Origin of the sequence: Streptosporangium sp. OZ121 (genome assembly GCF_051918885.1) — a bacterium.
Lineage (GTDB): Bacteria > Actinomycetota > Actinomycetes > Streptosporangiales > Streptosporangiaceae > Streptosporangium.
Genome location: NZ_JBPXMC010000006.1, coordinates 218,224 through 241,590, shown reverse-complemented (window position 1 = coordinate 241,590; position 23,367 = coordinate 218,224). Strand labels below are relative to the sequence as shown.

The window sequence follows — 23,367 nt, the reverse complement described above, 5'->3', positions numbered from 1 at the left end:
GTGGTCGCCTCGGAAGGGGTAGCGCCGGTCGTGGTCCGTACCGGACGGCGCCGGGCCGGTCGTGGCCGCCTTGGAGGGGGTCGGGCCGGTCGTGGTCGCCCCGGGCCGCGGCGGGCCGGTCGTGGTCGCCTGGGGAGGGGTCGGGTCAGTCGTGGTCGTCGAAGCCGGGGTCGACCGACTCGGGGGAGAGGCCGAACAGGCCCGCGACCTGCTCCACCACCGCCTCGTGCACCATCGCGCCCAGGTGGTCGCGGTCGCGTGCCCTGCTCTCCAGGGGGCGGCGGTAGATGATCACGACGGCCGGGCGGTTTCCCGCGGCGGGCTCCGCCCGCCCGAACGGGATGGGCTCGCCGGTCAGCAGTCCGGGGCCGTCGCCCAGCTCGTTGATCGGCGGGACCTCCTCGACCGCGAACTCCACGGCCGACAACTGCTTGGCCCATCGGGGCTTGAGCCGGTCGACGGCGTCCAGGACGAGATCGTCGAACCGCTCGCTGCGGGCCTTGGCGATCGGCACGTGCGAGGGCGCCAGCGGGCCGCGCAGGCCGCGACCGTGCCTGTCGCGCCTGCGGGGAGAACGGGGTCTGCCGGGTGCCGGGCTCACGGCCCCAGCTTAGACGTGACCCGGACGGGGGCGGGAGGTGCCGTGATGGGAGCGCGGAGGGGCGGGAACCGTGACGGCGGGTGCGCGGGAGAGAGGAGATGCCACCGGGAGGCGTGCGGACAGGGGGTGTAAGCCGTACAGGCGGGTGGAACCCGGGACACGTGTCCGAATTGTGGCGACACGCTCGTTAAGAGCGCTCAGATAGTGGCGCCCCGGACGCTTACCGGATACGGTCCCACCGTGAGCCCCGTCCGCCGCTGTTCCCGCACCGCGTGCAGTCAGCCTGCCGTTTTCACGCTCACGTACGTCTACGCCGATTCGACCGCTGTTCTCGGGCCCTTGGCGACGTACGCCGAGCCGCACTGTTACGACCTGTGTGCCGAGCACGCCGAGCGGCTCACCGCCCCCCGCGGCTGGGAGGTGGTCCGCCTGCCGACCGACGGCGCCCCGCCGAGCACGGACGACCTGGAGGCCCTCGCCAACGCGGTCCGCGAGGCGGCCAGACCCGCGCCGAGCGGTGGCACCGAGCCCGTCGGCCAGGGGGTCGAGGTCGGCCGCCGAGGCCATCTGCGCGTGCTGCGCTCCGCTCAGCCTCAGCGTGACCGCTGACCCTACTAGGCTGGGGGGCACGAACACGACGTAAAGGGTGGAGCTGGAGTGGGCGACCTCGCCAAGATCTTCAAGGCGTACGACGTTCGTGGCGTCGTGCCGGACGAGTTCGACGAGGCGACCGCCGAGGCGGTCGGCGCCGCCTTCGTGGAGGTGACCGGGGCCGGGACCGTCGTCGTGGCACACGACATGCGCGAGTCGTCGGTGCCGCTGGCCGCGGCCTTCACCCGGGGGGCGACCTCGCGGGGGGCCGACGTGATCAACGCGGGCCTGGGCTCCACGGACCTGCTCTACTACGCGAGCGGCAGCCTCGGCCTGCCCGGGGTGATGTTCACCGCCAGCCACAACCCGGCCCGCTACAACGGCATGAAGATGTGCAGGGCGGGCGCCGTGCCGATCGGCGGCGGCACCGGGCTCCTCGAGATCCGCGACCGGGCCGCCGCGATCCTGGCCTCGGGCACCCTCGGCGGCCAGGGAGGCGGGACGGTCTCCGAGCGCGACCTGCTGCGCGGCTACGCCGACCACCTGCGCACCCTGGTCGACCTGTCCGGCATCCGGCCGCTGCGGGTCGTGGTCGACGCGGGCAACGGGATGGGCGGGCACACGGTCCCGACGGTGTTCGAGGGACTGCCCGTCGAGCTGACCGCCCTCTACTTCGAGCTCGACGGCACCTTCCCCAACCACGAGGCCAACCCCATCGAGCCCGACAACCTGCGCGACCTGCAGAAGGCCGTGCTCGACGTGGGCGCCGACATCGGGCTGGCCTTCGACGGCGACGCCGACCGCTGCTGGGTGGTCGACGAGCACGGCGAGTCCGTCTCCCCGTCCACGATCACCGCGCTGGTCGCGGTCCGCGAGCTGGGCAGGCACCCCGGGGCCGCGATCATCCATAACCTGATCACCTCCAGGGGCGTCCCGGAGATCGTCGCCGAGCACGGCGGCCGCCCGGTCCGCACCCGCGTGGGCCACTCGTTCATCAAGGCCGAGATGGCCGGGACCGGCGCGGTCTTCGGCGGCGAGCACTCCGCTCACTACTACTTCAAGGACTTCTGGTTCGCCGACTCCGGCATGCTGGCCGCGCTGCACGTGCTGGCGGCGCTGGGCGAGCAGGAGAAGCCGCTCTCGGACATCCTCGCCGAATACACTCGTTACGCGGCCTCCGGGGAGATCAACAGCACGGTCGCCGACCAGGGTGCGGCGACGGAGCGGGTCCGGGAGACCTTCGCCGCCCGCGACGGCGTCACCTTCGACGAGCTGGACGGCCTGACCGTCTCCGGCCCCGGATGGTGGTTCAACCTTCGTCCGTCCAACACAGAGCCGCTGCTCAGGCTGAACGCCGAGGCGGCCGACGAGATTCAGATGGCAGCGATCAGGGACGAGGTCCTTGCTGTCGTGAGGAGCTGAACGAGTGAAGATCGACGACTGGCTGCTGGAGATCCTGGCCTGCCCCAACTGCAAGTCCCCCCTGCGAGCCGAACCCGAGGTGGACGAGCTGTCCTGCACCTCCGCCTCGTGCGGCCTGGTCTACCCGGTCCGGGACGACATCCCGGTCCTGCTGGTCGACGAGGCCCGGAAGTCGTGAACTGGGAGCCCGATCGGCTCGACGACCAGAAAGGGCTGACCGAGGGCGACCCGGCGGGCATGCTGCGGGCGGTGGCCGACTCGGCCGCGCAGGTCCGCACCTCCCACAGGGCCGCCCTGGAGTCGGGCCTGTCCTCGCTCGCCAGGGACGGCCGGCCCCGGGCGGTCGTGGTCGCCGGCGTGGGCGGTTCGGGCATCGCCGGTGACATCCTCAACGTGGTGTGCGGCCACGGCGCCCCGCTGCCGATCGTGACCGTCAGGTCCCACCGGCTGCCCGGCTGGGTCGGCGCGACCGATCTGGTGATCGCGGTGTCGCGCTCGGGCAGGACCGAGGAGACGCTCGCGGCGGCCACCGAGGCCGTCCGCCGGGGCTGCCGTCTGCTCGCCGTCGGCGGGCCCGACTCGCCGCTCCACGCGATCGCCCGGCAGGCGGGAGCTCCGTTCGTGCCCGTCGCGGGCGGCGGGCAGGCGCGCGCCGCGGTGTGGGCGCTGTCGGTCCCGCTGGTCGTCGCCGCCGCCGAGCTCGGCCTGGTCGAGGCCGGCGAGAAGGTGTTCGAGGAGGTGGCCAAGCGCCTCGAGGACCTCGCCCACCGCTGCCGCCCGGCGAGCGAGTCGTTCATCAACCCGGGCAAGTCGCTCGCCATGGAGCTCGCCGAGACCGTGCCGATGATCTGGGGCTCCTCCCCGGTGGCGGCCGTCGCGGCCCGCAGGTGGGCCGGCCGGCTCAACACGAACGGCAAGTACCCGGCGATGTGGGGGGAGCTTCCCGAGGCCGGTCACGACCAGGTGGCCGCTCTCGACGGCCCGCTCGCCCAGCGCGACATCTTCGCCGACGAGAGCGGCAGGTCGCTCCGGCTGTTCGTGCTGCGCGACGTGGAGGAGCACCCCCGGGTGGCGCGGCAGCGGGAGGCGTCGGTGCGGCTGGCGGAGGATCGCGGCGTCCCGGTCACGCAGATCGCCGCCGAGGGGGCGCACCCGCTGGAGCGGCTCGCCACGCTGATCGCGCTCGGGGACTTCGCGAGTACGTACCTCGCTCTCGGGTACGGGATCGACCCGGCCACTGTGTCGGCGATCACAGAACTCAAGGCAAGGGTTTCGCAATAGGATCCTTGTCTCGTCTTTCCTGACCAACGAGCTGAGCGGAGGCTGCCGTGAGCGCGGGCGGCGGTACTAAGGCAATCATCGCGGCGTTGACGGCCAACCTGGCGATCGCCGTGGCCAAATTCGTGGCGTTTCTCTTCACGGGTTCGTCATCGATGATCGCCGAGTCGGTCCACTCGGTGGCCGACTCGGGCAACCAGGCGCTGCTGCTCCTGGGCGGCAAGCGCGCCCAGCGGGCGCGCACGCCCCAGCATCCCTTCGGGTACGGCCGGGAGCGCTACTTCTACGCGTTCGTGGTGGCGGTGGTGCTGTTCACCATCGGCGCGGTGTTCTCGCTCTACGAGGGCTGGCACAAGCTCTCCCACCCGGAGGCCCTGAGGAGCCCCGAATGGGCCTTCGGCGTGCTGATCTTCGCGATCATCGCCGAGGCGTTCTCGTTCAGGACGGCGATCATCGAGTCCAACCACGTCCGGGGAAACCAGTCGTGGGTGCAGTTCATCCGCCGCTCCAAGTCGCCGGAGCTGCCGGTCATCGTCCTCGAGGACCTGGGCGCGCTGCTCGGCCTGATCTTCGCGCTCTTCGGCGTGACCATGGCCGTGGTGACCGGGAACCCCATCTGGGACGGCATCGGCACCATCATGATCGGTGTCCTGCTCGCGGTGATCGCGGTCGTCCTGGCGATCGAGACCAAGTCGCTGCTGATCGGCGAGGGCGCCGGGCCCGAGGTCGAGACCCGCATCGCGGACGCCCTGGAGAGCGCGCCCGAGGTGAGCCGGGTCATCCACATGCGCACGCTCCACCTGGGGCCCGAGGAGATCCTGGTCGCCGCCAAGATCGCGGTGGACCACGACGACACGGCCGCCGACGTGGCCCGCGGCATCGACGAGGCCGAGCAGCGCATCCGCGCGGCCGTCCCGGAGGCCCGCGTCATCTACCTGGAGCCCGACCTCGACAGGAGCAGCGTCAACGGTCCCGTCTCTGACCGGACGTGATCGATCACGCGTAGGGTCCCGACGGCCGTACCCCACGGTGCGGATCCGGGCCCGGACCCGGGACCCCGGCGCACGCCGCCGGGGTCCTCCGTTTTCCCGGACCGCGGGGTGGCCGGGTTCTCCCGGACCGCGGGGTGATCGGGTTTCCCCGGACCGCGGGGTGATCGGGAGGGTGGGACGCGGTGTCCGCGGAGCGGGCCGAGCGCACCGCGAGGGCGGGGTCGCCGGCCCGGGGCGTCACCCCTGGGAGCGGCGTTGGAGCAGGCGCAGCGCCTTCTCCTTCTCGAAGTCCAGTGCCCTGCGGGGTGCCTGCAGGCGGCCGATCCGCAGCCCCAGGTCCCGTACGGCCTGCGCGACCGCGGGCTCGCTCAGCGCCCGCAGCGCGAAGGCCAGCTCGGCGGGGGAGATGTCGAACCGCTTCTCCAGCTCGAGGCTCTGGGCGACGGCCGAGAGCTCGTCGGGGCCGAACCGCCGGTGCGCGCCCTGGTTCCTGACCGGGGGGAGCAGGCCGAGCGCCTCGCGGTAGCGAAGCATCCGGGGGGACATGCCCAGCCTGCCGGCGGCCTCGGTGATCCGCATCGGTGACCTCTTTCCAGCGGTTTTGCGGGAAAACTTACATTCTTGTGTCAGGTTACCCGTTCAGAAGGTGCGCGGAGGTGCTTCAGCCGCCTAAACTCGCAGGCGTCGACTGTTCCGATGGAACGGCGAGCCCGGCCCCGGAACGAAGCACGATCGCGAGACGAGCGCGACGGGCGAGGGTGTGAGGCGAACGCCGCCATCAACCAGAGGGGTAACCACACATGGACTTCAAGGTCGCCGACCTTTCTCTTGCGGCCTTCGGGCGCAAGGAGATCCAGCTCGCCGAGCACGAGATGCCGGGCCTGATGGCCATCCGCGAGGAGTACGCCGCGGCCCAGCCGCTGGCCGGTGCGAAGATCATGGGCTCGCTGCACATGACCATCCAGACCGCCGTGCTCATCGAGACCCTCGTCGCGCTCGGCGCGGAGGTTCGCTGGGTGAGCTGCAACATCTTCTCCACCCAGGACCACGCCGCCGCCGCCGTGGTCGTCGGCCCGGAGGGCACCCCGGAGAACCCCCAGGGCGTCCCGGTCTTCGCCTGGAAGGGCGAGACCCTGGAGGAGTACTGGTGGTGCACCGAGCAGGCCCTGACGTGGCCCGGTGACGACGGCCCCAACATGATCCTCGACGACGGCGGCGACGCCACCATGCTCGTCCACAAGGGCAGCGAGTACGAGAAGGCCGGCGCCGTGCCCAGCGCGGGCGAGAACGACCCCGAGGAGTGGGGCGTCGTCCTCGACCTGCTCCGCCGCACGGTCACCGACGAGGGCCGCTGGACCCAGGTCGCCTCGCGCATCAAGGGCGTCACCGAGGAGACCACCACCGGCGTGCACCGCCTGTACGAGATGTTCAAGAGCGGCACGCTGCTCTTCCCGGCGATCAACGTCAACGACTCGGTGACCAAGTCGAAGTTCGACAACAAGTACGGCTGCCGCCACTCGGTGATCGACGGCCTCAACCGCGCCACCGACGTGCTGATCGGCGGCAAGGTCGCGGTCATCGCCGGATACGGTGATGTCGGCAAGGGCTGTGCCGAGGCGCTCAAGGGCCAGGGCGCCCGCGTCATCGTCACCGAGATCGACCCGATCTGCGCGCTCCAGGCCGCCATGGACGGCTTCCAGGTCACCACCCTGGAGGAGGTCGTCGGCATCGCCGACATCTTCGTCACGACGACCGGCAACTTCAACATCATCACGGCCGACCACATGGCCCAGATGAAGCACAACGCGATCGTGTCCAACATCGGTCACTTCGACAACGAGATCGACATGACCGGCCTGGCGCGGATTCCGGGCATCGAGAAGACCGAGGTCAAGCCGCAGGTCCACACCTGGCGCTTCCCCGACGGCAAGCAGATCATCGTGCTCGCCGAGGGCCGCCTGATGAACCTGGGCTGCGCCACCGGCCACCCCTCGTTCGTCATGTCCAACTCCTTCACCAACCAGGTGATCGCGCAGATCGAGCTGTTCACCAAGACCGAGGACTACCCGGTCGGCGTCTACGTGCTGCCCAAGCACCTGGACGAGAAGGTCGCCCGCCTCCACCTCGACGCCCTGGGCGTGAAGCTCACCACGCTCACCAAGGCCCAGGCCGAGTACATCGGCGTGAACGTCGAGGGCCCCTACAAGTCCGACCACTACCGTTACTGACACCTTCGGTCGAGTTCCACCGGCCCCCGCGGCTTCGCGGGGGCCTTCGGGCGATCCGGGGTTTCGGATTTCGGAATTCGAGGTTTCGGGTTTCGGATGATCCGGAGTTCCGGCAATCTGAGGTTCCGGCAATCTGGGGAGAGACGTGGACAGCGCTCTGGTGGCCGAGGGGGAGCTGAGGATCGGGTGGGCGGCGCGGTCGATGCCGGTGCTCACCGCCCTCGGCGAGCGGTTCGCCGCCGAACGGCCCTTCGAGGGGCTGCGGATCGCCGCGTGCCTGCACGTCACCGCCGAGACCGCCGTGCTCATGGGCACCCTCAAGGCGGGCGGGGCCGAGATCGCCCTGGCCGCGTCGAACCCCCTGTCCACCCAGGACGACGTCGCCGAGGCGCTCCGTGACTACGGCGTCGTCGTGTACGCGCAGGCCGGGGTGACCATGGACGCCTACTACCGCCACATCCACCAGGCGCTCGACATCGTCCCGGACATCGTCCTGGACGACGGCTGCGACCTCGTCAACATCCTGCACACGGAGCGGACCGAGTTGCTGGAGACGGTCTCCGGCGGGTGTGAGGAGACCACCACCGGGATCATCAGGCTCCGCCAGATGGCCGCGGAGAATGCGCTCAGGTTCCCCGTGGTGGCGGTCAACGACACGCGGACCAAGCGGATGTTCGACAACCGCTACGGCACCGGCCAGTCGACCATGGACGGGATCATGCGCGCCACGAACACCCTGCTCGCGGGCAAGACCGTGGTGGTCGCCGGATTCGGCTACTGCGGCCGGGGCGTCGCCGAGCGGGCCAGGGGCCTGGGGGCGCGGGTCGTGGTGACCGAGATCGACCCCGTCAAGGCGCTGGACGCCTCGCTGCAGGGCTACGACGTACGTTCGATGGCGGCGGCGGCCCGCATCGGGGACGTGTTCGTCACGGTCACCGGCAACCGCGACGTGATCAGGGGCGAGCACCTGGCCGAGATGAAGGACGGCGCGATCCTCGCCAACGCCGGGCACTTCGACGTCGAGATCGACGTCCGCGCCCTGGACGACCTGGCGCACGCCGTCCACCGGGGGGTGCGCCCCAACACCGACGAGTACGTCCTCGCCGACGGCCGCAGGCTCCTGCTGCTCGCCGAGGGCCGCCTGGTGAACCTGACCGCCGCCGAGGGGCATCCGGCCGCCGTCATGGACATGTCCTTCTCCGCGCAGGTGCTCTCGGTGGCGTGGCTGGTCCGCGAGCGGGCACGGCTGGAGCCGGGGGTCTACGACGTGCCGGGGGAGGTCGACGTGGAGGTGGCGCGGCTCAAGCTGGCCGCGGCCGGGATCGAGACGGACGAGCTCACCTCCGACCAGGAGGAGTATCTCCACTCCTGGCGGCTCGGCTCGTAGTCACGCTCTCGGGCGTCGTCACGGGCGTCGCCGCCCGAGCCTCGCCGTCGCGCTCCCGAGCGTCGCGGTCAGGGCCTCGCCGTCGCGCCCGCCGTCGTCGGGGTCTCGTGGTGACGGTCTTCGCCGCCTGAGCCCGCCGCCTGAGCCCGCCGTCGTCAGAGCTCGGCCAGCATCTCCTGCATCCTGCGGATCTCGGCGCTCTGGCCGGCCGAGACGTCGTTGGCCAGCTCCTCGATCCGCTGGTGCGAGCCGGAGATCAGGACCTGCTCGGACATCTTGAGCGCGCCCTGGTGGTGCGCGGTCATGAGCTGGATGAAGAGCCGGTCGAAGTCCTTGCCCGAGGCGGCCTTGAGCGCCTCCATCTGCTCGGGCGAGGCCATGCCGGGCATGGCGTCGTGCTCGGCGTGGTGCTCGGGGGCCCGCAGGCCCTGCTGCTGGAGCCAGGAGATCATGAACTGGATCTCCGGCCCCTGCGAGTCCTTGATGCGCGAGGCGAGGCTCTTCAACCTGACGTGCTCGCCCCGGGTCGGGGCCAGGGAGGCCATGTCGAGGGCCTGGCGATGGTGGACGACCATTTTCTGGACGTACGTCACGTCGGCCGCGTTGGGGGTGGGCGTGGGCACGAGCGTGGCGGCCTCGCTCGGGCCGACGGTCCTGGCGACCTCACCCGGCCTGCCGGGAACGATGATCGGCGCCGACGCCTGCGGGGAGGGGGCAGGCTCGGGCTCGGAGCTGCACGCGCTGAGGGACAGGGCGGCGAGCACGACGATGAGCGCGACGCGCACCCGGCCTCCTTCGTGATTGTCCAGTGACGAAAGACCGTAACCCCTGCGGGGCCGGTCCGTAAAGACCACATACCGGCAACAGTTGCTGACACTGTGACGGCTTGCCGGATGACCGTACACCATGAACCATTTAAGCATTTATGCACCTTTTATTTGGGTGCATGTGTCAAGGAGGTTCACGAGTGTCCACCCCCCTCGGGAAGGGCCTGACCGGCCGCTTCCTGTTTGTGGCCGGGGTTGCCGTCGCGACGGCGCTGGCTGCGTTCCCCGCGCAGGCCGCCGATATCCCGGCTCCCGGCGAGATCGCCAAGAGCGCGAACATCGAGCATGTCCTGAACGTGCCCAAGCCCGGTCCGCTGACGGACATCAACACCGACATGGCGTTCCAGGGCGACTACGCCTACGTCGGCAACTACACCGGTTTCTCGATCTACGACATCAGGAAGCCGAGCAAGACCTCGCTGGTCAGCTCGGTGGTCTGCCCCGGCGGGCAGATGGACGTGTCGGTCTACGGCGACCTGCTCTTCGGCGCGGTCGACTCCTCCCGCAACAACGACTCCTGCAGCAGCGTCGGCCAGAGCGCGGCGACCAAGGAGTCGTGGGAGGGCATCCGGATCTTCGACATCAGCGACAAGAAGAACCCCAAGTACATCAAGGCCGTCGAGACCAACTGCGGCTCGCACACCCTGACGCTCGTCCCGGGCAAGGGGAGGGACCGCAAGAACGTCTACGTGTACGTCTCCTCCTACAGCCCGAACGCGTCGTTCCCCGACTGCCAGCCGCCGCACGACAAGATCTCGATCATCAAGGTGCCGCTGCGCGACCCGGCGTCCGCCTCGGTCGTCGCCACCCCGGTCCTGTTCCCCGACGGCGGCAACCCGGGTGAGACCCTGCCCTACCCCGAGCGCACCTCGGCCACGACCGGCTGCCACGACATCACCGCGTACCCGGAGAAGAACATCGCCGCCGGAGCCTGCATGGGCGAGGGCGTCCTGATGGACATCTCCAAGCCGCTCGAGCCGAAGGTCATCACCACGGTCCGCGACGACGAGAACTTCGCGTTCTGGCACTCGGCGACGTTCAACAACGAGGGCACCAAGGTCATCTTCACCGACGAGCTCGGCGGCGGCACCCAGGCCACCTGCAACGAGGCGATCGGCCCGAACCGCGGCGCCAACGCCTACTACGACCTCAAGGACGGGCAGCTCACCTTCAAGAGCTACTTCAAGATTGCCCGCCACCAGGCCGACACCGAGAACTGCGTCGCGCACAACGGCTCGCTGATCCCGGTCAAGGGCAAGGACATCATGGTCCAGGCCTGGTACCAGGGCGGCATCTCGGTCGTCGACTTCACCGACTCGGCCAACCCGCAGGAGATCGCGTTCTTCGAGCGCGGCCCCGACAACACCGCCCCCGCGCTCAGCGGCGGCTTCTGGTCCGCGTACTACTACAACGGCCACATCTACGGCAGCGACTTCAACCTCGGCCTTGACGTCCTGAAGATCCACGACCGGCGTACGGACAAGGCGGAGAAGGTCAAGTTCGACATCCTGAACGCGCAGACCCAGGCGTCCTACCGCGGTGGCCACGGCCACGGCCACGGCCACGGTCACTGACATCTGAGGGCGGTCACGGCCATCGACCTCTGACGACGGCCACGGCCACCACCCGGTGACGGCCACCGGGCGCTCGACGAGCGTCCGGTGGCCGTTCTGCGTGTCAGGAAAAGCCCAAAAGCTACAGAAGGGGCATAAACCATAAGCTTTTCTCGGGCTCTCGTAAAGAGTTAATCTCATATTTTATTGTGACAAAGACACGCTGTGTCGATCCGGCTGTCAGGAGGGGCGATTTGCTAATTTATGCATGCCTTATGTCTGCTCCAAGGAGGCACCCGAGTGTTCGCTCCCCGAAGGACCGTCCGGGCGTTGGTAGTGGCGGCGACGGCCGCCGCGATGCTGATGTCCACGGTCTCGGCCCAGGCCGCCGACATTCCCCCGCCCGGTGAGGTCGTCACCAGCCCCAACGTGACGCACGTGGGCACCTTGCCCAAGCTCCCCGGCCTTGAGGCCACCACCAACAGCGACATCGCCTTCCAGGGCGACTACGCCTACGTCGGCAACTACGGCGGTTTCTCGATCTACGACATCAGGAACCCGAGGCGCGCCAAGCTCGTCAGCGGCGTCCTGTGCCCGGGCTCCCAGATGGACGTGTCGGTCCACGGCGACCTGCTGTTCGCCGCGGTCGACAACTCCCGCAACGACGACTCCTGCAACAGCGTCGCCCAGCCCGCCAGCGTCAAGGAGTCGTGGGAAGGGGTTCGGATCTTCGACATCAGCGACAAGAAGAACCCCAAATACATCAAGTCGGTCGAGACCAACTGCGGTTCCCACACCCTGACACTCGTTCCCGGCAAGTCCAGGGACCGGCGTAACGTCTACCTCTACGTCTCCTCCTACAACCCGAACGCCACGTTCCCCGACTGCCTGCCGCCGCACGACAAGATCTCGGTCATCAAGGTGCCGCTGCGCAACCCGACCGCCGCGGCCGTGGTCAAGACGCCGGTCGTCTTCCCCGACGGCGGCAACGAGACGCAGCCGGGCCTGCTGCTGCCGACCAGCGGTTGCCACGACATCACCGTCTACGCGGAGAAGGACATCGCGGCCGGAGCCTGCATGGGTGACGGAGTCCTGTTCGACATCTCCGACCGGGAGAACCCGGTGATCACCGCGCGGGTCACCGACCCGAACTTCGCCTTCTGGCACTCGGCGACGTTCAACAACAAGGGCACCAAGGTCGTCTTCACCGACGAGCTCGGCGGTGGCGGCCAGGCCACCTGCAACGAGGCGATCGGCCCGAACCGCGGCGCCAACGCCTACTACGACATCGTCCGCGGCAAGCTGGTCTTCAAGAGCTACTTCAAGATCGCTCGCCACCAGGCCGACACCGAGAACTGTGTCGCGCACAACGGCTCGCTGATCCCGGTCAAGGGCAAGGACATCATGGTCCAGGCCTGGTACCAGGGCGGCGTCTCCTTCGTGGACTTCACCGACTCCTCCAAGCCGCAGGAGTTCGGCTTCTTCGAGCGCGGCCCCGAGCCCGACGGCGGAGGCGGCGGCATCTGGTCCGCGTACTACTACAACGGCTACGTCTACGCCAGCGACTTCCGCAGGGGACTGGACGTTCTCAAGATCGACGACCGCCGCACCGACCCGGCCAGGAGCGTCCGCCTGGACCGGCTGAACGTGCAGACCCAGGCCTCCTACGGCCACGGTCACGGCCACGGTCACTGACGCGCGGTCGCCCGCGAGGGCGAGCGGCACCGATGAGACACCCGTAGCGGGTTCGCGGGTCTCATGAGAGGGACGGCGGGTCTCCCGCCGTCCCTCTTCGCGTTACCGCGCCGCCGCCGACGTCACGCCCGTACGCCGGCGCGCCGGCGGGGGATCCGACGGAGGAGGTCAGGCGGGAGGGACGAATCCGCCGGGTGTGGGGCCGGGCTCCCGCGTGGAGGGCCCGGCCGCGGGCGGCGGGGGTGCCGGGTGCGGCGGGTCCACCGGGGGAGGCAGCGGGATCCGCGGCTGCGGCGGCCGGTGGTCGGGCCGGGCCTGAGGCAGGGGCACCGACCCGGGAGGCGCGTACGGCCCGCCCCCGTTCCCCGAGGGCGCGTACGGCGGCGGGGGCGGCGGGGGCGGCGCGGCCGGGTAGGGCTGGAGCGACGGCGGGTGAGCCCGGTGGGGCGGGGGCGCGCCGTGACCGGACCACCGCTGACCGGCCCCCTGCTCGCCGGGCCGCTGCCGGTCGGGCCACTGCTGGGCCAGACGAGCCTGCTCGCGGCGGCGGCGCTCGGCCAGCACGGCGGTCAGGTAGGCGAACGGCGGCACGCCGGGCGGGGCCGGCGGGGACACGAAGGCCGACATCTCGGTGGCGATGCGCACGCCCATCTCGTGCTGGACGGCGGGGGCCAGGTCGTGCCAGCGCATGAGGTACTGTCTCGCGGTGGCCGCGACCTGCTCGGGCAGCCGTGACAGCTCCAGCGTCGCCGCCCACGGTGCGAGCGGCGGCGGCATGTCCAGCGGCGGCCCGTACTGCCGCGGGACGCGTTCGGAGATCACCATGGTGCCGGAGAAGACGTCGCCGAGCCGCTTGCCCTTCTCCGAGATCAGCGAGCTGATCAGCGCGGGGGCACCGCTGAGCATCCAGAACTCCAGGACCCCCGCCAGCCCGCGGAACAGGGCCTGCCGGAACCGCTCGGGGCCGCCGTCGTCGCTGACGACCCGGAGCCCCAGCGCGAGCTTGCCCAGGCTGCGCCCGCGCGTGAGCGTCTCGAAGGCCACCGGGTAGCCGACGACCACGAGCACGGTGAGCACGATGTAGACCATCGCCGTCAGTGCCGAATCGTTCAGGAATCCAAGGCTGCCGACCAGCAGGGAGGCGCCGAACAGCGTCACGACCTGGACCGTCATGTCGATCAGCAGCGCCGCGGCCCTGCTCGGAAGCTGGGCGACACGGACCTCGACGACGACGGCCTCGCCGGTTACGACATCGGACACACTCAGCACCCTACCTTCGACTGGATAGGCTGCCCGCGTGGACATCGACGCCTTCGTCACCGCGCACCGGCCCGCCTGGGACCGTCTAGAGGACCTGGTCCGGCGGCGCGGCTCGCTGGACGGCGCCGAGGTCGACGAGCTGGTCGACCTCTACCAGCGGGTCGCCACGCACCTCTCCCTCGTCCGCTCGGCCTCCGCCGACCCGATCCTGGTGGGCCGCCTGTCGGCGCTCGTCGCCCGCGCCCGTTCCGCCGTGACCGGGGCGCACACCCCGGCCTGGCGGGAGTTCGTCCGCTTCTTCACGGTCTCCTTCCCGGTGGTCGCCTACCGGGCCCGCTGGTGGTGGCTGGCCACGAGCGTCGCGTTCCTGCTGGTCTCCACGGTCGTCGCCGTCTGGGTGGGGCAGAACCCCGACGTCCAGGGGGCGATCGCCACCCCCGAAGAGATCACCCAGCTCGTCGAACACGACTTCGCCGACTACTACTCGGAGAACCCGGCGACCTCCTTCGCCGGGCAGGTCTGGGTCAACAACGCCTGGGTCTCGATGCAGGTCATCATCATGTCGATCTTTCTGGGCCTGCCGATCCCGTACGTCCTGTGGGAGAACGCGCTCAACGTGGCCGTCTCCGCCGGGCTGATGGCCTCGCGCGGCAAGCTCGACATCTTCTTCGGGCTGATCACCCCGCACGGCCTGCTGGAGCTCACCGCGGTGTTCCTCGCCGCGGCCGCCGGCATGCGCCTCGGCTGGACGGTCGTCGACCCCGGCCCGCGCAGGCGTGCCGAGGCCCTGGCCGAGCAGGGCAGGGCCGTGATGAGCGTGGCCCTCGGCCTGGTCGTGGTGCTGCTCGTCTCGGGGCTCATCGAGGGCCTGGTCACCCCCTCGGGGCTGCCCACCTGGGCGCGGATCGGCATCGGGGTGGTCGCGGAGGCCGCCTTCCTCGCCTACGTGATCTTCTTCGGCCGCCGGGCCGTGGCCGCGGGCGAGAGCGGCGACGTGGAGCGCGCCCCCGACCTGGCCCCCAGCGCCGGCTGAGCGCCACGCGGCTCAGAGCCGCCCGGCCGCCTTCAGCGCCAGGTAGGCGTCGGCCAGGGCCGGGGCGATCTGCTCGGGGGCGGTGTCCACGACCTCCACGCCCTGGCGGCGCAGCAGGGCGGTGATCCTGCGCCGTCCCGCGCTCAGGTGCTCGGCCGCCGCCGCGCCGTAGACCAGCTCGGAGGTGCCGCGCCCGGCGGCCATCTCGGCCACCTGCGGGTCGGAGACGGCGGCCAGGAGCACCAGGTGCCGCGAGGAGAGGCGGGGCAGGACCGGCAGGAGGCCCTCCTCCAGTGCCGCCGGATTGAGGTCGGTCAGCACGACGACCAGGCAGCGCCGCCTGGCCCGCGACATGACGGCCGCGACCATCCCCGCGGAGTCGGCCTCGACCAGCTCGGCCTCGATCGGGGCCATGGTGTTGACCAGCGACGACAGCAGCTCCGTGCGGCCGGTGCCGGACACCCAGGCGCGCACCCCCCGGTCGTGGGCCATGAAGTCGACCCGGTCGCCCGCGCGGGAGGCCAGGGCGGCCAGCAGCAGCGCCGCGTCCATCGACCAGTCCAGGCGGGGCCAGCCGGGCACGACCCGCGACCGCCCGCGCCCGGCGGTCCCCGGCACCTCGCCGGCCAGCGGGATCGGGGCGGTGCCCACCCGGCCGGCCGAGGTGCGCCCGGTGTCGAGCACGATCAGCACCCGGCGGTCGCGCTCGGGCCGCCAGGTGCGGACCACGACGTCGTTGCGGCGCGCGGTGGCCCGCCAGTCGATCGAGCGGACGTCGTCACCCACCACGTACTCCCGCAGCGAGTCGAACTCGGTGCCCTGCCCCCGGATCATCGACGGGTGCCGGCCCTCCAGCTCCCTGAGCCTGGACAGCTTGGCAGGCAGGTGCTTGCGGCTGAGGAAGGGCGGCAGCACCCGGACCGACCAGGGCACCCGGTGCGAGCCCTGGCGGGCCGCCACGCCCAGCGGGCCCAGCGACCGCACCGTCACCGTGACCGCCTCGCGGTCGCCCCTGCGGGTGGGAGTGAGCGTCGTGACCAGCCGGCGGCGCTCGCCCGGGGGCACGTCCAACGGCAGGTGCCGGGGCGTGGCACCGGCGGACGGCGGCCAGGCGTCCCTGAGCACGCCGCGCGCCCGGCGGGGGCCGGGGTTCTCCACGATCAGCTCGACCGTGACCGACTCGCCGAGCCGTACCAGCCGCTCGCCCGAGCGGGTGAAGCGCAGCGGGCGCACGCTCCCGGCCAGCAGCAGGTCGACCACGACCAGCGCCACGATCAACAGTGCCACCCCGGCCACGGCCGGCCCCGGCCGGGGGGCGAGCAGCACGGCCAGGGTGCCCAGCAGTGCCAGCAGCGCGGCCCGTCCCGTCAGCGCCATGGTCAGCGGGGGACGGGGACGGAGGCGAGGATGGCGTCGATGAGGCCGTCGGCGGTCGCGCCCTCCAGCTCGGCCTCGGGGCGTATCTGGATCCGGTGCCGCATCGCGGGCCTGGCCAGCGCCTTGACGTCGTCGGGCGTCACGTAGGCGCGGCCGGACAGCCACGCCCAGGCCCGCGCCCCGGCCAGCAGCGCGGTGGCGCCGCGCGGGGAGACCCCGAGCTGGAGCGAGGGCGACTGGCGGGTGGCCCTGGCGACGTCCACGATGTAGCCGAGCACCTCGGGGCCCACGTGCACCTGGCCGACCGCCGCGCGTCCCGCGGCGAGGTCGGCGGCGGTGGCCACGGCCTTGACGTACGACAGGTCGCGCGGGTCGAAGCCGAGCGCGTGCCGCTCCAGCACCGCGATCTCCTGATCGCGGGGCGGCAGCGGGACGGTCAGCTTGAGCAGGAACCGGTCGAGCTGCGCCTCGGGCAGTTGGTAGGTGCCCTCGTACTCGACGGGGTTCTGGGTGGCGGCCACGATGAACGGGTCGGGCAGCCCGCGCGCCGACCCCTCCACGCTGACCTGGCGCTCCTCCATCGCCTCCAGCAGCGCGGCCTGCGTCTTCGGGGGCGTGCGGTTGATCTCGTCGGCGAGCAGGAGGTTGGTGAAGACCGGCCCCTCGCGGAACTCGAACTCCGACGTCTTCGCGTCGTAGATCAGCGAGCCGGTGATGTCGCCCGGCATGAGGTCGGGGGTGAACTGCACCCGCTTGAAATCGAGGGAGAGCGCCGCCGCCAGCGTCCTGACGAGCAGGGTCTTGGCGACGCCGGGCACGCCCTCGAGCAGCACGTGTCCCCGGCAGAGCAGCGCGATCACCAGCCCGGTGACCACGGCGTCCTGGCCGACGACCGCCTTGGAGACCTCGGCGCGCAGGGCTCCCAGTGCCTCCCTGGCGCGGTCCGCGCTCTGCGCGGCGGGCACGGCGGATGCGCCGGGCGCGGTCCTGACGACGGAGGTCGCCTCGGTGAGACCGCCGTTCCCCGGTGGTGTGGTCACGACTTTCCGACCTGCCTTTCCACGATGTCCATGTATTCGGCGAGGGCTACCAGCCCCGCCTCGTCGACCGGCGGCGGTCCGTACAGGGCGGCGCCCACGTGCGACGCCGCCTGGCCGGTCCGCTCGGCGATCGCGTTCACCAGCGCGTCGGGTCCCGTCCCCGAGGGCAGCCCGAGGCGGGGGGTGACCCGGTCGGTGAAGCCCGCCCGCAACGCCGCGGCGGCCCGGTCGCGGGCCCGCCGCGCGCGGTAGAGCCTGGCACGTCCCTCGACGGTCTCGGCCGCCCGCACGACGACGGGCAGCCGCTCGGACACCACGGGGCCGAGCCTGCGGCCCCGCCAGAGTGCCAGCAGCAGCACCGCGACGAGCACCTGTACCACGGCCCATTTGACCCCCTCGGGGACCAGGTCGTAGAAGCCCGCCTTGCCGCCGCCCGCGGGGGAGGCGGTCTCGGGGGCGGTCAGCCAGATCAGGGTGGGCCGCCCGCCGGCGAGGTTCGCCGCCAGCGCGGCGTTGCCGTCCTCGGCGAGCCGCAGGTTGGTCATGAACTTCCCGTCGCCCGCGACGGTGACCGTCCGGCCCGCGCCGCTGTGGGAGACCAGGGTGGGCACCCCGTCCGCGGGGTAGCAGCCGATCGACCCGGGGGGCGGGGTGAGGGCCACGCCGCCGGTGTAGGCGCTGCCCGCCCTCGCCGCGGCCGGCAGCCCGCACCGGGGCTCGCGGGAGCGCGCCCGCGCCTCCCGCATCGGGACCACTCCCGGCGCGAGCACGTTCAGGTGGGTTCGCACCCCCGCCACCAGCAGGTCCGAGGGCAGCGCGGCGAGCCGCTCCGCCTCGTCCTCGTCGAGCGGGAAGTCCGGGCTCACCAGCAGGGTGCTGCCCGCGGGACCCGCCCGCCCGGCCAGCGCCACGGCCTCGGAGACCGAGGTGACCCGCTCGATCCGCACGCCCCGCGCCTGCAGCAGTCTGGCCAGGCCCTTGCCTCCCGACAGCGAGGTGCCGGCGGGGTCGAGGGTACTGCCCGGTCCGCCGGAGCCGCCGAGCAGCACGCCGACGACGGCGACGGCGACCACGAGGAGCGCCACCAGGAGGGCGCCCCTGCCGCCGCGCCAGAGGCCGGCGGCGGTCGGCGAGGTGGAGGTCGGCGAGGTGGAGGTCGTCGCGGAGTCCCGTGCGGCGGCCTGTCCGGCGGCCCGTGAGCCGGCCCGCGCGCCGGTCCGCCCGGAGGTCTCGGGGACGGCCTCGGCGGAGGTCTCGGCAGCAGCCTCGGAGGTGGCCTCGGAGGTGGCCTCGGGGGCGGTCGACCCCGGCTGCCCGGGCGCGGCGGGGTTCACGGCGCGTCCGACCGTACGACGGGCGCCGGGCGGGCCGCGCGCAGGTGATCGTCGAGATCGCGCATGATCCCGTACGCCTCGGGCGTGCCGGGTATCTCGCCGTAGGTCACGTCGTCGAACACCCGGGCCGCGGAGGCCAGCTCGGCGGCGAGCGAGGGCAGCGCGCGGCCGGCCTCGACGGCCAGCTCATCGGCGGTACGGCCGGGCGTGTAGTCGATGATCACGCGGTCCTCCAGATCGCGGGCGACGGCCCGGAGCCGCTCGCGGACCGCCTCGGCCCACCGGCTCTCCGCCGCCAGCCGCTCGGCGGCCTCGCGGTGCTCGGCGGCGGTGAGGCGGCGGTCTCCGAAGATCCCCTCCGCGCGGGAGGTGCCGCCCCCGGCGGTCCTGCGGGCGATCAGGAGCAGCGCGACGACGATCCCGATCACGATGACCAGGAGGGCCGCCCGCGCCGCCACGCTGCCGGCGGCGCCCAGGGACTCCTGGTCGAGCAGGTCGCCGAGGAACTGGTTGACGTTCCGCCAGAGGCGGTCGACCAGGGACTCCTTGGCGTACTCGGGTCTGAGCAGCTCCTGGATCGCCTGGCGCCGCGCCTCCTCGCGCTCGACGTCGATCGGGGACGTCAGGAGTGGGACCACGGGGCTCCCTGGTCGGGGGACCCGTGCCGGGTGGGGCCTCCGGGCGTGACGGAGGGATCCCACAGGTCGTCGGCCGACGCGTGGACCCATCCCTGCCGCCGCTGCTCGATCGCCGCGGTCTGGAGCACCAGGTCGAACGCCTCGGAGCGCATCCGCCGGTCGGCGTAGAGCAGGCCGTTCACCCCCGCCTGGAAGGGATAGGTGATCATCGAGCCGAGGGTGACGCCCACGGCGATGAGGACCGCCGAGGCGATCTGCGCGCCGGTGGAGCCCCCGCCGAGGATGGCGAAGAAACTTCCGCCCAGGACGAAGGGGAAGGCGAGCACCTGGCCGACCAGGAAGGCGATGATCTGGGTGAGGATCATGATGCCGAGCGTCCGCCAGAAGCCGCCCGAGACCAGGTGCCAGGACCTGCGCAGGGAGTCGACGACGCCGCGCCGCTCCAGCACCGCGGCCGCCGGGGCGAGCAGCAGCCGGGTGGTGACGAAGAAGGCGTAGACCACGTAGGCCAGCAGCGCCACCACGCCCACGACCGCCACCGCGGAGACCCCGGCCCCGGCCGCGCCGAGCGCGAGGAACAGGCCGACGATCAGGGCCATCGGGACGAACAGGACCACGAGGTTGACGACGACCAGCCCGAACAGGGTGGGCACCCGGTTGCGGGTCAGCGTCCAGGCCTCGCCGGCCGTCATCTTGCCGCCGAACACCGCGCGGCCCAGGATGCGGGTCAGCACGCCGGTCAGCAGCGTCACCGCGACGAACTGGACCGCGAAGGAGAGCAGGCTGCCGCCGTACTGGGTGAGGAAACTCTCCTCGGGAGGGGCCGCGTTCGGGTTCTCCACGATCGGGGCGAGAGAGGTGAGCATGATCGCCTGCCCGACCGCCAGGGGGATCGCGCCCAGCGCGGCGGCGATCGCCGACAGGCCCAGGACGCTTTTGGGGTTGGAGCGCATCAGCTTGATCGCGCCGTCGAGGATGTCGCCCAGGCCGAGCGGGCGCAGCGGGATGATGCCGGGGCGCATCGCGGGGGGCGGCGCGCCCATGCCGTAGGGGCCCTGCTGGTACGGCTGCTGGTACGGCGCCTGGCCGTAGGGCTGCCCGGGGCCCGGCGGAGGGCCCGGCGGGAACCCCTGGGGCGGGCTCTGGGGAGTGCCGGACGCCGGTCCGGGCGCGGTCCACGGCGATCCCGGGGCGTTTCCGTACGGCGGAGGTTGGTTGGACGCCCAGCCGGGGGGCGTGTCGGGAGCGCCGGGAGTGGAGCCGTGACCGTCTGACATATCCCAATCCTGACATGTGGACCCGCCATCCGTCGTGATCGGGCGATCACGCGAACGTTTCATCCTTCAGGAGAGCGGCGGAGATGGCGGAGGGATGGCCGAGACGCCGTGGTTTACCGCAGACTGTGACCGTGGTCATCATCGCCCGGCGTCCGCAGTCGCCGGGGCCGGCGGCGGCCGTAGGGGGCACCACTGCGCGTTTCACGTTGCGTGCGCCTAAAATTCGTCATTTGGACGCCCGGTCGTCGACCGGTGTCATCCAGTAGGCGGACAAGGGTAATCTTCGACGATCGAGCGGTTTATCCCAATAACTCCCGAACTGCGTAAACCGAATGAGGGGCCATGAAAGGACGCGTGCTGGTCGTCGACGACGACGCCGCTCTCGCCGAGATGCTCGGTATCGTGCTGCGCGGGGAGGGCTTCGAGCCCTCCTTCGTCTCCGACGGTGACAAGGCGCTCGACGCGTTCCGCGACACCCGGCCGGACCTGGTCCTGCTCGACCTGATGCTGCCCGGCGCCGACGGGATCGACGTCTGCCGGCGCATCAGGGCCGAGTCCGGGGTGCCGATCGTCATGCTGACGGCCAAGAGCGACACCATCGACGTGGTGCTCGGGCTGGAGTCGGGGGCCGACGACTACATCGTCAAGCCCTTCAAGCCCAAGGAGCTCGTCGCCAGGGTCCGCGCCCGGCTGCGCCGCACCGACGAGCCGACGCCGGAGATCCTGCAGATCGGCGACATCACGATCGACGTCGCCGGGCACTCGGTCAAGCGGGAGGAGGAGACCATCAACCTCACCCCGCTGGAGTTCGACCTGCTGGTCGCCCTCGCCAGGAAGCCGCGCCAGGTCTTCACCCGCGAGGTCCTGCTCGAACAGGTCTGGGGCTACCGCCACGCGGCCGACACCCGCCTGGTCAACGTGCACGTCCAGCGGCTCCGGGCGAAGATCGAGAAGGACCCCGAGCACCCCGAGATCGTCGTGACGGTCCGCGGGGTCGGCTACAAGGCCGGGCCGGCCTAGCCGCCGACCTCCCCCGGACCCCGAGATGCCTCCCGCACCGAAGAAACGCCGTCGCACCCCGCGCCAGCTGCTGCGGGGTGTGCGGCGCCGCACCCGGCGCGTGGCCGGCCGGGCGCGCCGCGTCTTCTGGCGTTCGCTCCAGCTGCGCGTGGTCACCAGCACGATGGTCATCTCCATCGTGGTCGTCGCCGTGCTCGGCGTCTTCCTCATGCAGCAGATCATCAGGACCACCCTGGAGACCAGGGAGAGCGCGGCCAAGAGCGAGGCGCAGGCCGACAGGAACGCGGTGCTCGGTTATCTCAGCCAGCCGGCGGCCGAGGCCGCCAAGCAGCCCGTCGAGCCGGGCCAGGCGCCGCAGGCGGCGGGAGGCAGCCCGCTCGGCCAGGCCACGGAGGCGCTCGCGCGGCGCGCGGGCTCGGCCAGCCGCTACTCGGTGATCATCCGGAACGAGGAGCTGCCCGGGGCGTTCTACGGGACCACGGACATCGACCCCCGCAGCATCCCGCCCAGGCAGCGCGAGGAGCTGTTCAAGAAGGAGGCGGGCGAGGACAGCACCTGGTACACCCCGCTGTACTACAAGGGGCAGCCCGAGCAGCCGGTGCCCGGAATGATCATCGGCACCCGCCTCGACTCGTCGTACGAGATCTACCACCTGGTCCCGCTGGACAGGGAGGAGCAGACTCTCGCCTCGGTGCAGCAAATGATCATCCTCGTCGGCGCCGGGCTCGTGCTGCTGCTGGCCGCGATCTCCTCCCTGGTCACCCGCCAGGTCGTCACGCCGGTGCGGCTGGCCAGGCAGGCCGCCGAGCGGCTCGCCGCAGGGCGCCTGGACGAGCGGCTGAAGGTGCGAGGAGAGGACGACCTGGCCCGCCTGGCGACCTCCTTCAACGAGATGGCCGCCAACCTGGCACTGAAGATCCATCAGCTGGAGGAGCTCTCCCAGGTGCAGCGCCAGTTCGTCTCGGACGTCTCGCACGAGCTGCGCACCCCGCTGACCACCGTGCGGATGGCCGCCGACCTGCTCTTCGACGCCCGCGAGGACTTCGACCCGATGGCCGCCAGGTCGGCCGAGCTGATGCAGAACCAGCTCAACCGGTTCGAGGCGATGCTCGCCGACCTCCTGGAGATCAGCCGCTACGACGCGGGCGCGGCCGACCTCGACGTCGACCCGGTGGACGTCAGGGACGTGGTGCTCCGCGCCGTCGCCGACTCCGAGGCGCTGGCCGAGCGCCACTCCACCCGCTTCGACCTGCGCCTTCCCGGCGAGCCGTGCATGGCGGAGATGGACAGCCGCCGGGTCGAGCGCATCCTGCGCAACCTGCTGTTCAACGCGATCGAGCACGGCGAGGGACGCGACGTCATCGTCTCGGTCGCCGCCGACAGGGACGCGGTGGCGGTGGCCGTACGGGACCACGGGGTGGGGTTGAAACCCGGCGAGGAGAACCTGGTGTTCGACCGGTTCTGGCGGGCCGACCCGTCCCGGGCGCGCACGATCGGCGGTACGGGCCTGGGGCTGGCCATCTCCCGCGAGGACGCCATCCTGCACGGCGGCTGGCTCCAGGCGTGGGGCTCGCACGGCGAGGGGTCGCAGTTCCGGCTCTCGCTGCCCAGGGTGGCCGGGGCGGTGCTCAGGGGCTCGCCCCTGCCGCTCGTACCCCCGGAGGTCGAGATGCGACGCACGTGGCGAGGGCACGTGACGCCGGTGCTGTCGCCGGCGGTGGCCGACGGGGGACGCGATGCGGACTAGAACCGAACGGGCGCGACGCCGGCCGGAGCCGGCGAGGGGCGCCGCGCGGCCCGGAACCCGCGAGGCG

21 protein-coding genes are annotated in these 23,367 nt (G+C 71.5%); 12 read left to right on the top strand and 9 right to left on the bottom strand.

What is annotated here, in order from left to right; translation table 11 throughout:
* Positions 1 to 145: 145 nt before the first annotated feature.
* On the bottom strand, positions 146 to 601 hold the full coding sequence (locus ACTOQ1_RS14825) for a metallopeptidase family protein (RefSeq protein ID WP_440067469.1): 456 nt from the start codon (positions 599 to 601) through the stop codon (positions 146 to 148).
* Positions 602 to 841: 240 nt separating this feature from the next.
* Here ACTOQ1_RS14825 and ACTOQ1_RS14820 point away from each other — a divergent pair, with 240 nt between their 5' ends.
* The 5 genes from ACTOQ1_RS14820 to ACTOQ1_RS14800 are packed head-to-tail and all read left to right on the top strand — an operon-like array spanning position 842 to position 4,884.
* Positions 842 to 1,210, top strand: a complete 369-nt coding sequence (locus ACTOQ1_RS14820; RefSeq protein ID WP_329090499.1) for a DUF3499 domain-containing protein — start codon at positions 842 to 844, stop codon at positions 1,208 to 1,210.
* 48 nt (positions 1,211 to 1,258) lie between these two features.
* Positions 1,259 to 2,614, top strand: coding sequence for a phosphomannomutase/phosphoglucomutase (locus ACTOQ1_RS14815; protein WP_440067466.1), 1,356 nt, complete (start codon positions 1,259 to 1,261; stop codon positions 2,612 to 2,614).
* Between the two features lie 4 nt (positions 2,615 to 2,618).
* Positions 2,619 to 2,792 carry a Trm112 family protein gene (locus ACTOQ1_RS14810; protein WP_012888128.1) on the top strand — a complete coding sequence of 58 codons (174 nt, stop codon included), beginning with the start codon at positions 2,619 to 2,621 and terminating at the stop codon, positions 2,790 to 2,792.
* The gene (locus ACTOQ1_RS14805; protein WP_440067464.1) at positions 2,789 to 3,895 is read left to right on the top strand and encodes an SIS domain-containing protein; all 1,107 of its coding nucleotides are present in this window, start codon (positions 2,789 to 2,791) and stop codon (positions 3,893 to 3,895) included. The genes ACTOQ1_RS14810 and ACTOQ1_RS14805 overlap by 4 nt, the downstream gene beginning before the upstream one ends.
* A 47-nt stretch (positions 3,896 to 3,942) precedes the next feature.
* Positions 3,943 to 4,884, top strand: coding sequence for a cation diffusion facilitator family transporter (locus tag ACTOQ1_RS14800; RefSeq protein WP_440067462.1), 942 nt, complete (start codon positions 3,943 to 3,945; stop codon positions 4,882 to 4,884).
* A 237-nt stretch (positions 4,885 to 5,121) separates the two neighbouring features.
* On the opposite strand, the gene ACTOQ1_RS14795 is transcribed toward ACTOQ1_RS14800, so the two are convergent.
* Positions 5,122 to 5,463 carry a MerR family transcriptional regulator gene (locus tag ACTOQ1_RS14795; RefSeq protein WP_440067461.1) on the bottom strand — a complete coding sequence of 114 codons (342 nt, stop codon included), beginning with the start codon at positions 5,461 to 5,463 and terminating at the stop codon, positions 5,122 to 5,124.
* Positions 5,464 to 5,684: 221 nt separating this feature from the next.
* On the opposite strand from ACTOQ1_RS14795, the gene ahcY reads away from it, so the two are divergent.
* Both ahcY and ACTOQ1_RS14785 read left to right on the top strand, forming a co-directional pair.
* Positions 5,685 to 7,112 carry an adenosylhomocysteinase gene (gene ahcY, locus ACTOQ1_RS14790; protein ID WP_440067459.1) on the top strand — a complete coding sequence of 476 codons (1,428 nt, stop codon included), beginning with the start codon at positions 5,685 to 5,687 and terminating at the stop codon, positions 7,110 to 7,112.
* Between the two features lie 145 nt (positions 7,113 to 7,257).
* Positions 7,258 to 8,499 (top strand): adenosylhomocysteinase, encoded by a 1,242-nt coding sequence (locus ACTOQ1_RS14785; protein WP_440067458.1) that lies wholly within the window; start codon positions 7,258 to 7,260, stop codon positions 8,497 to 8,499.
* Between the two features lie 155 nt (positions 8,500 to 8,654).
* On the opposite strand, the gene ACTOQ1_RS14780 is transcribed toward ACTOQ1_RS14785, so the two are convergent.
* Entirely contained in the window at positions 8,655 to 9,284 is a 630-nt protein-coding gene (locus ACTOQ1_RS14780) for a DUF305 domain-containing protein (protein ID WP_440067456.1), read from the bottom strand.
* A gap of 182 nt (positions 9,285 to 9,466) precedes the next feature.
* On the opposite strand from ACTOQ1_RS14780, the gene ACTOQ1_RS14775 reads away from it, so the two are divergent.
* Positions 9,467 to 10,900, top strand: coding sequence for an LVIVD repeat-containing protein (locus tag ACTOQ1_RS14775; RefSeq protein ID WP_440067455.1), 1,434 nt, complete (start codon positions 9,467 to 9,469; stop codon positions 10,898 to 10,900).
* Between the two features lie 279 nt (positions 10,901 to 11,179).
* Positions 11,180 to 12,574 (top strand): LVIVD repeat-containing protein, encoded by a 1,395-nt coding sequence (locus tag ACTOQ1_RS14770; protein WP_440067453.1) that lies wholly within the window; start codon positions 11,180 to 11,182, stop codon positions 12,572 to 12,574.
* Between the two features lie 168 nt (positions 12,575 to 12,742).
* Here the strand turns inward: ACTOQ1_RS14770 and ACTOQ1_RS14765 are convergent, their stop codons facing one another.
* On the bottom strand, positions 12,743 to 13,834 hold the full coding sequence (locus tag ACTOQ1_RS14765; RefSeq protein WP_440067451.1) for an RDD family protein: 1,092 nt from the start codon (positions 13,832 to 13,834) through the stop codon (positions 12,743 to 12,745).
* A 37-nt stretch (positions 13,835 to 13,871) separates the two neighbouring features.
* On the opposite strand from ACTOQ1_RS14765, the gene ACTOQ1_RS14760 reads away from it, so the two are divergent.
* Positions 13,872 to 14,867, top strand: coding sequence for a stage II sporulation protein M (locus tag ACTOQ1_RS14760; protein ID WP_440067450.1), 996 nt, complete (start codon positions 13,872 to 13,874; stop codon positions 14,865 to 14,867).
* 12 nt (positions 14,868 to 14,879) lie between these two features.
* Here ACTOQ1_RS14760 and ACTOQ1_RS14755 read toward each other — a convergent pair whose 3' ends face one another.
* From ACTOQ1_RS14755 to ACTOQ1_RS14735, 5 genes are all read right to left on the bottom strand, one after another.
* Positions 14,880 to 16,244, bottom strand: a complete 1,365-nt coding sequence (locus ACTOQ1_RS14755) for a DUF58 domain-containing protein (protein ID WP_440067448.1) — start codon at positions 16,242 to 16,244, stop codon at positions 14,880 to 14,882.
* Positions 16,245 to 16,246: 2 nt separating this feature from the next.
* A complete protein-coding gene (locus tag ACTOQ1_RS14750; RefSeq protein WP_440067620.1) occupies positions 16,247 to 17,209 on the bottom strand; it encodes an AAA family ATPase in 963 nt (320 codons plus the stop codon).
* Between the two features lie 71 nt (positions 17,210 to 17,280).
* Complete coding sequence (locus ACTOQ1_RS14745) at positions 17,281 to 18,618, bottom strand: DUF4350 domain-containing protein (protein WP_440067446.1); 1,338 nt, start codon at positions 18,616 to 18,618, stop codon at positions 17,281 to 17,283.
* Positions 18,615 to 19,256: a DUF4129 domain-containing protein gene (locus ACTOQ1_RS14740; RefSeq protein ID WP_440067444.1), complete on the bottom strand. Its 642-nt coding sequence runs from the start codon at positions 19,254 to 19,256 to the stop codon at positions 18,615 to 18,617. Before ACTOQ1_RS14740 ends, ACTOQ1_RS14745 begins: the two co-directional genes overlap by 4 nt.
* Positions 19,241 to 20,533: a hypothetical protein gene (locus tag ACTOQ1_RS14735; RefSeq protein ID WP_440067443.1), complete on the bottom strand. Its 1,293-nt coding sequence runs from the start codon at positions 20,531 to 20,533 to the stop codon at positions 19,241 to 19,243. The genes ACTOQ1_RS14740 and ACTOQ1_RS14735 overlap by 16 nt, the downstream gene beginning before the upstream one ends.
* Before the next feature lie 342 nt (positions 20,534 to 20,875).
* Here ACTOQ1_RS14735 and mtrA point away from each other — a divergent pair, with 342 nt between their 5' ends.
* A complete protein-coding gene (mtrA, locus tag ACTOQ1_RS14730) occupies positions 20,876 to 21,553 on the top strand; it encodes an MtrAB system response regulator MtrA (protein WP_030907316.1) in 678 nt (225 codons plus the stop codon).
* Between the two features lie 25 nt (positions 21,554 to 21,578).
* Positions 21,579 to 23,300 carry an MtrAB system histidine kinase MtrB gene (gene mtrB, locus ACTOQ1_RS14725; RefSeq protein WP_440067440.1) on the top strand — a complete coding sequence of 574 codons (1,722 nt, stop codon included), beginning with the start codon at positions 21,579 to 21,581 and terminating at the stop codon, positions 23,298 to 23,300.
* The last annotated feature ends 67 nt before the right edge of the window (positions 23,301 to 23,367 follow it).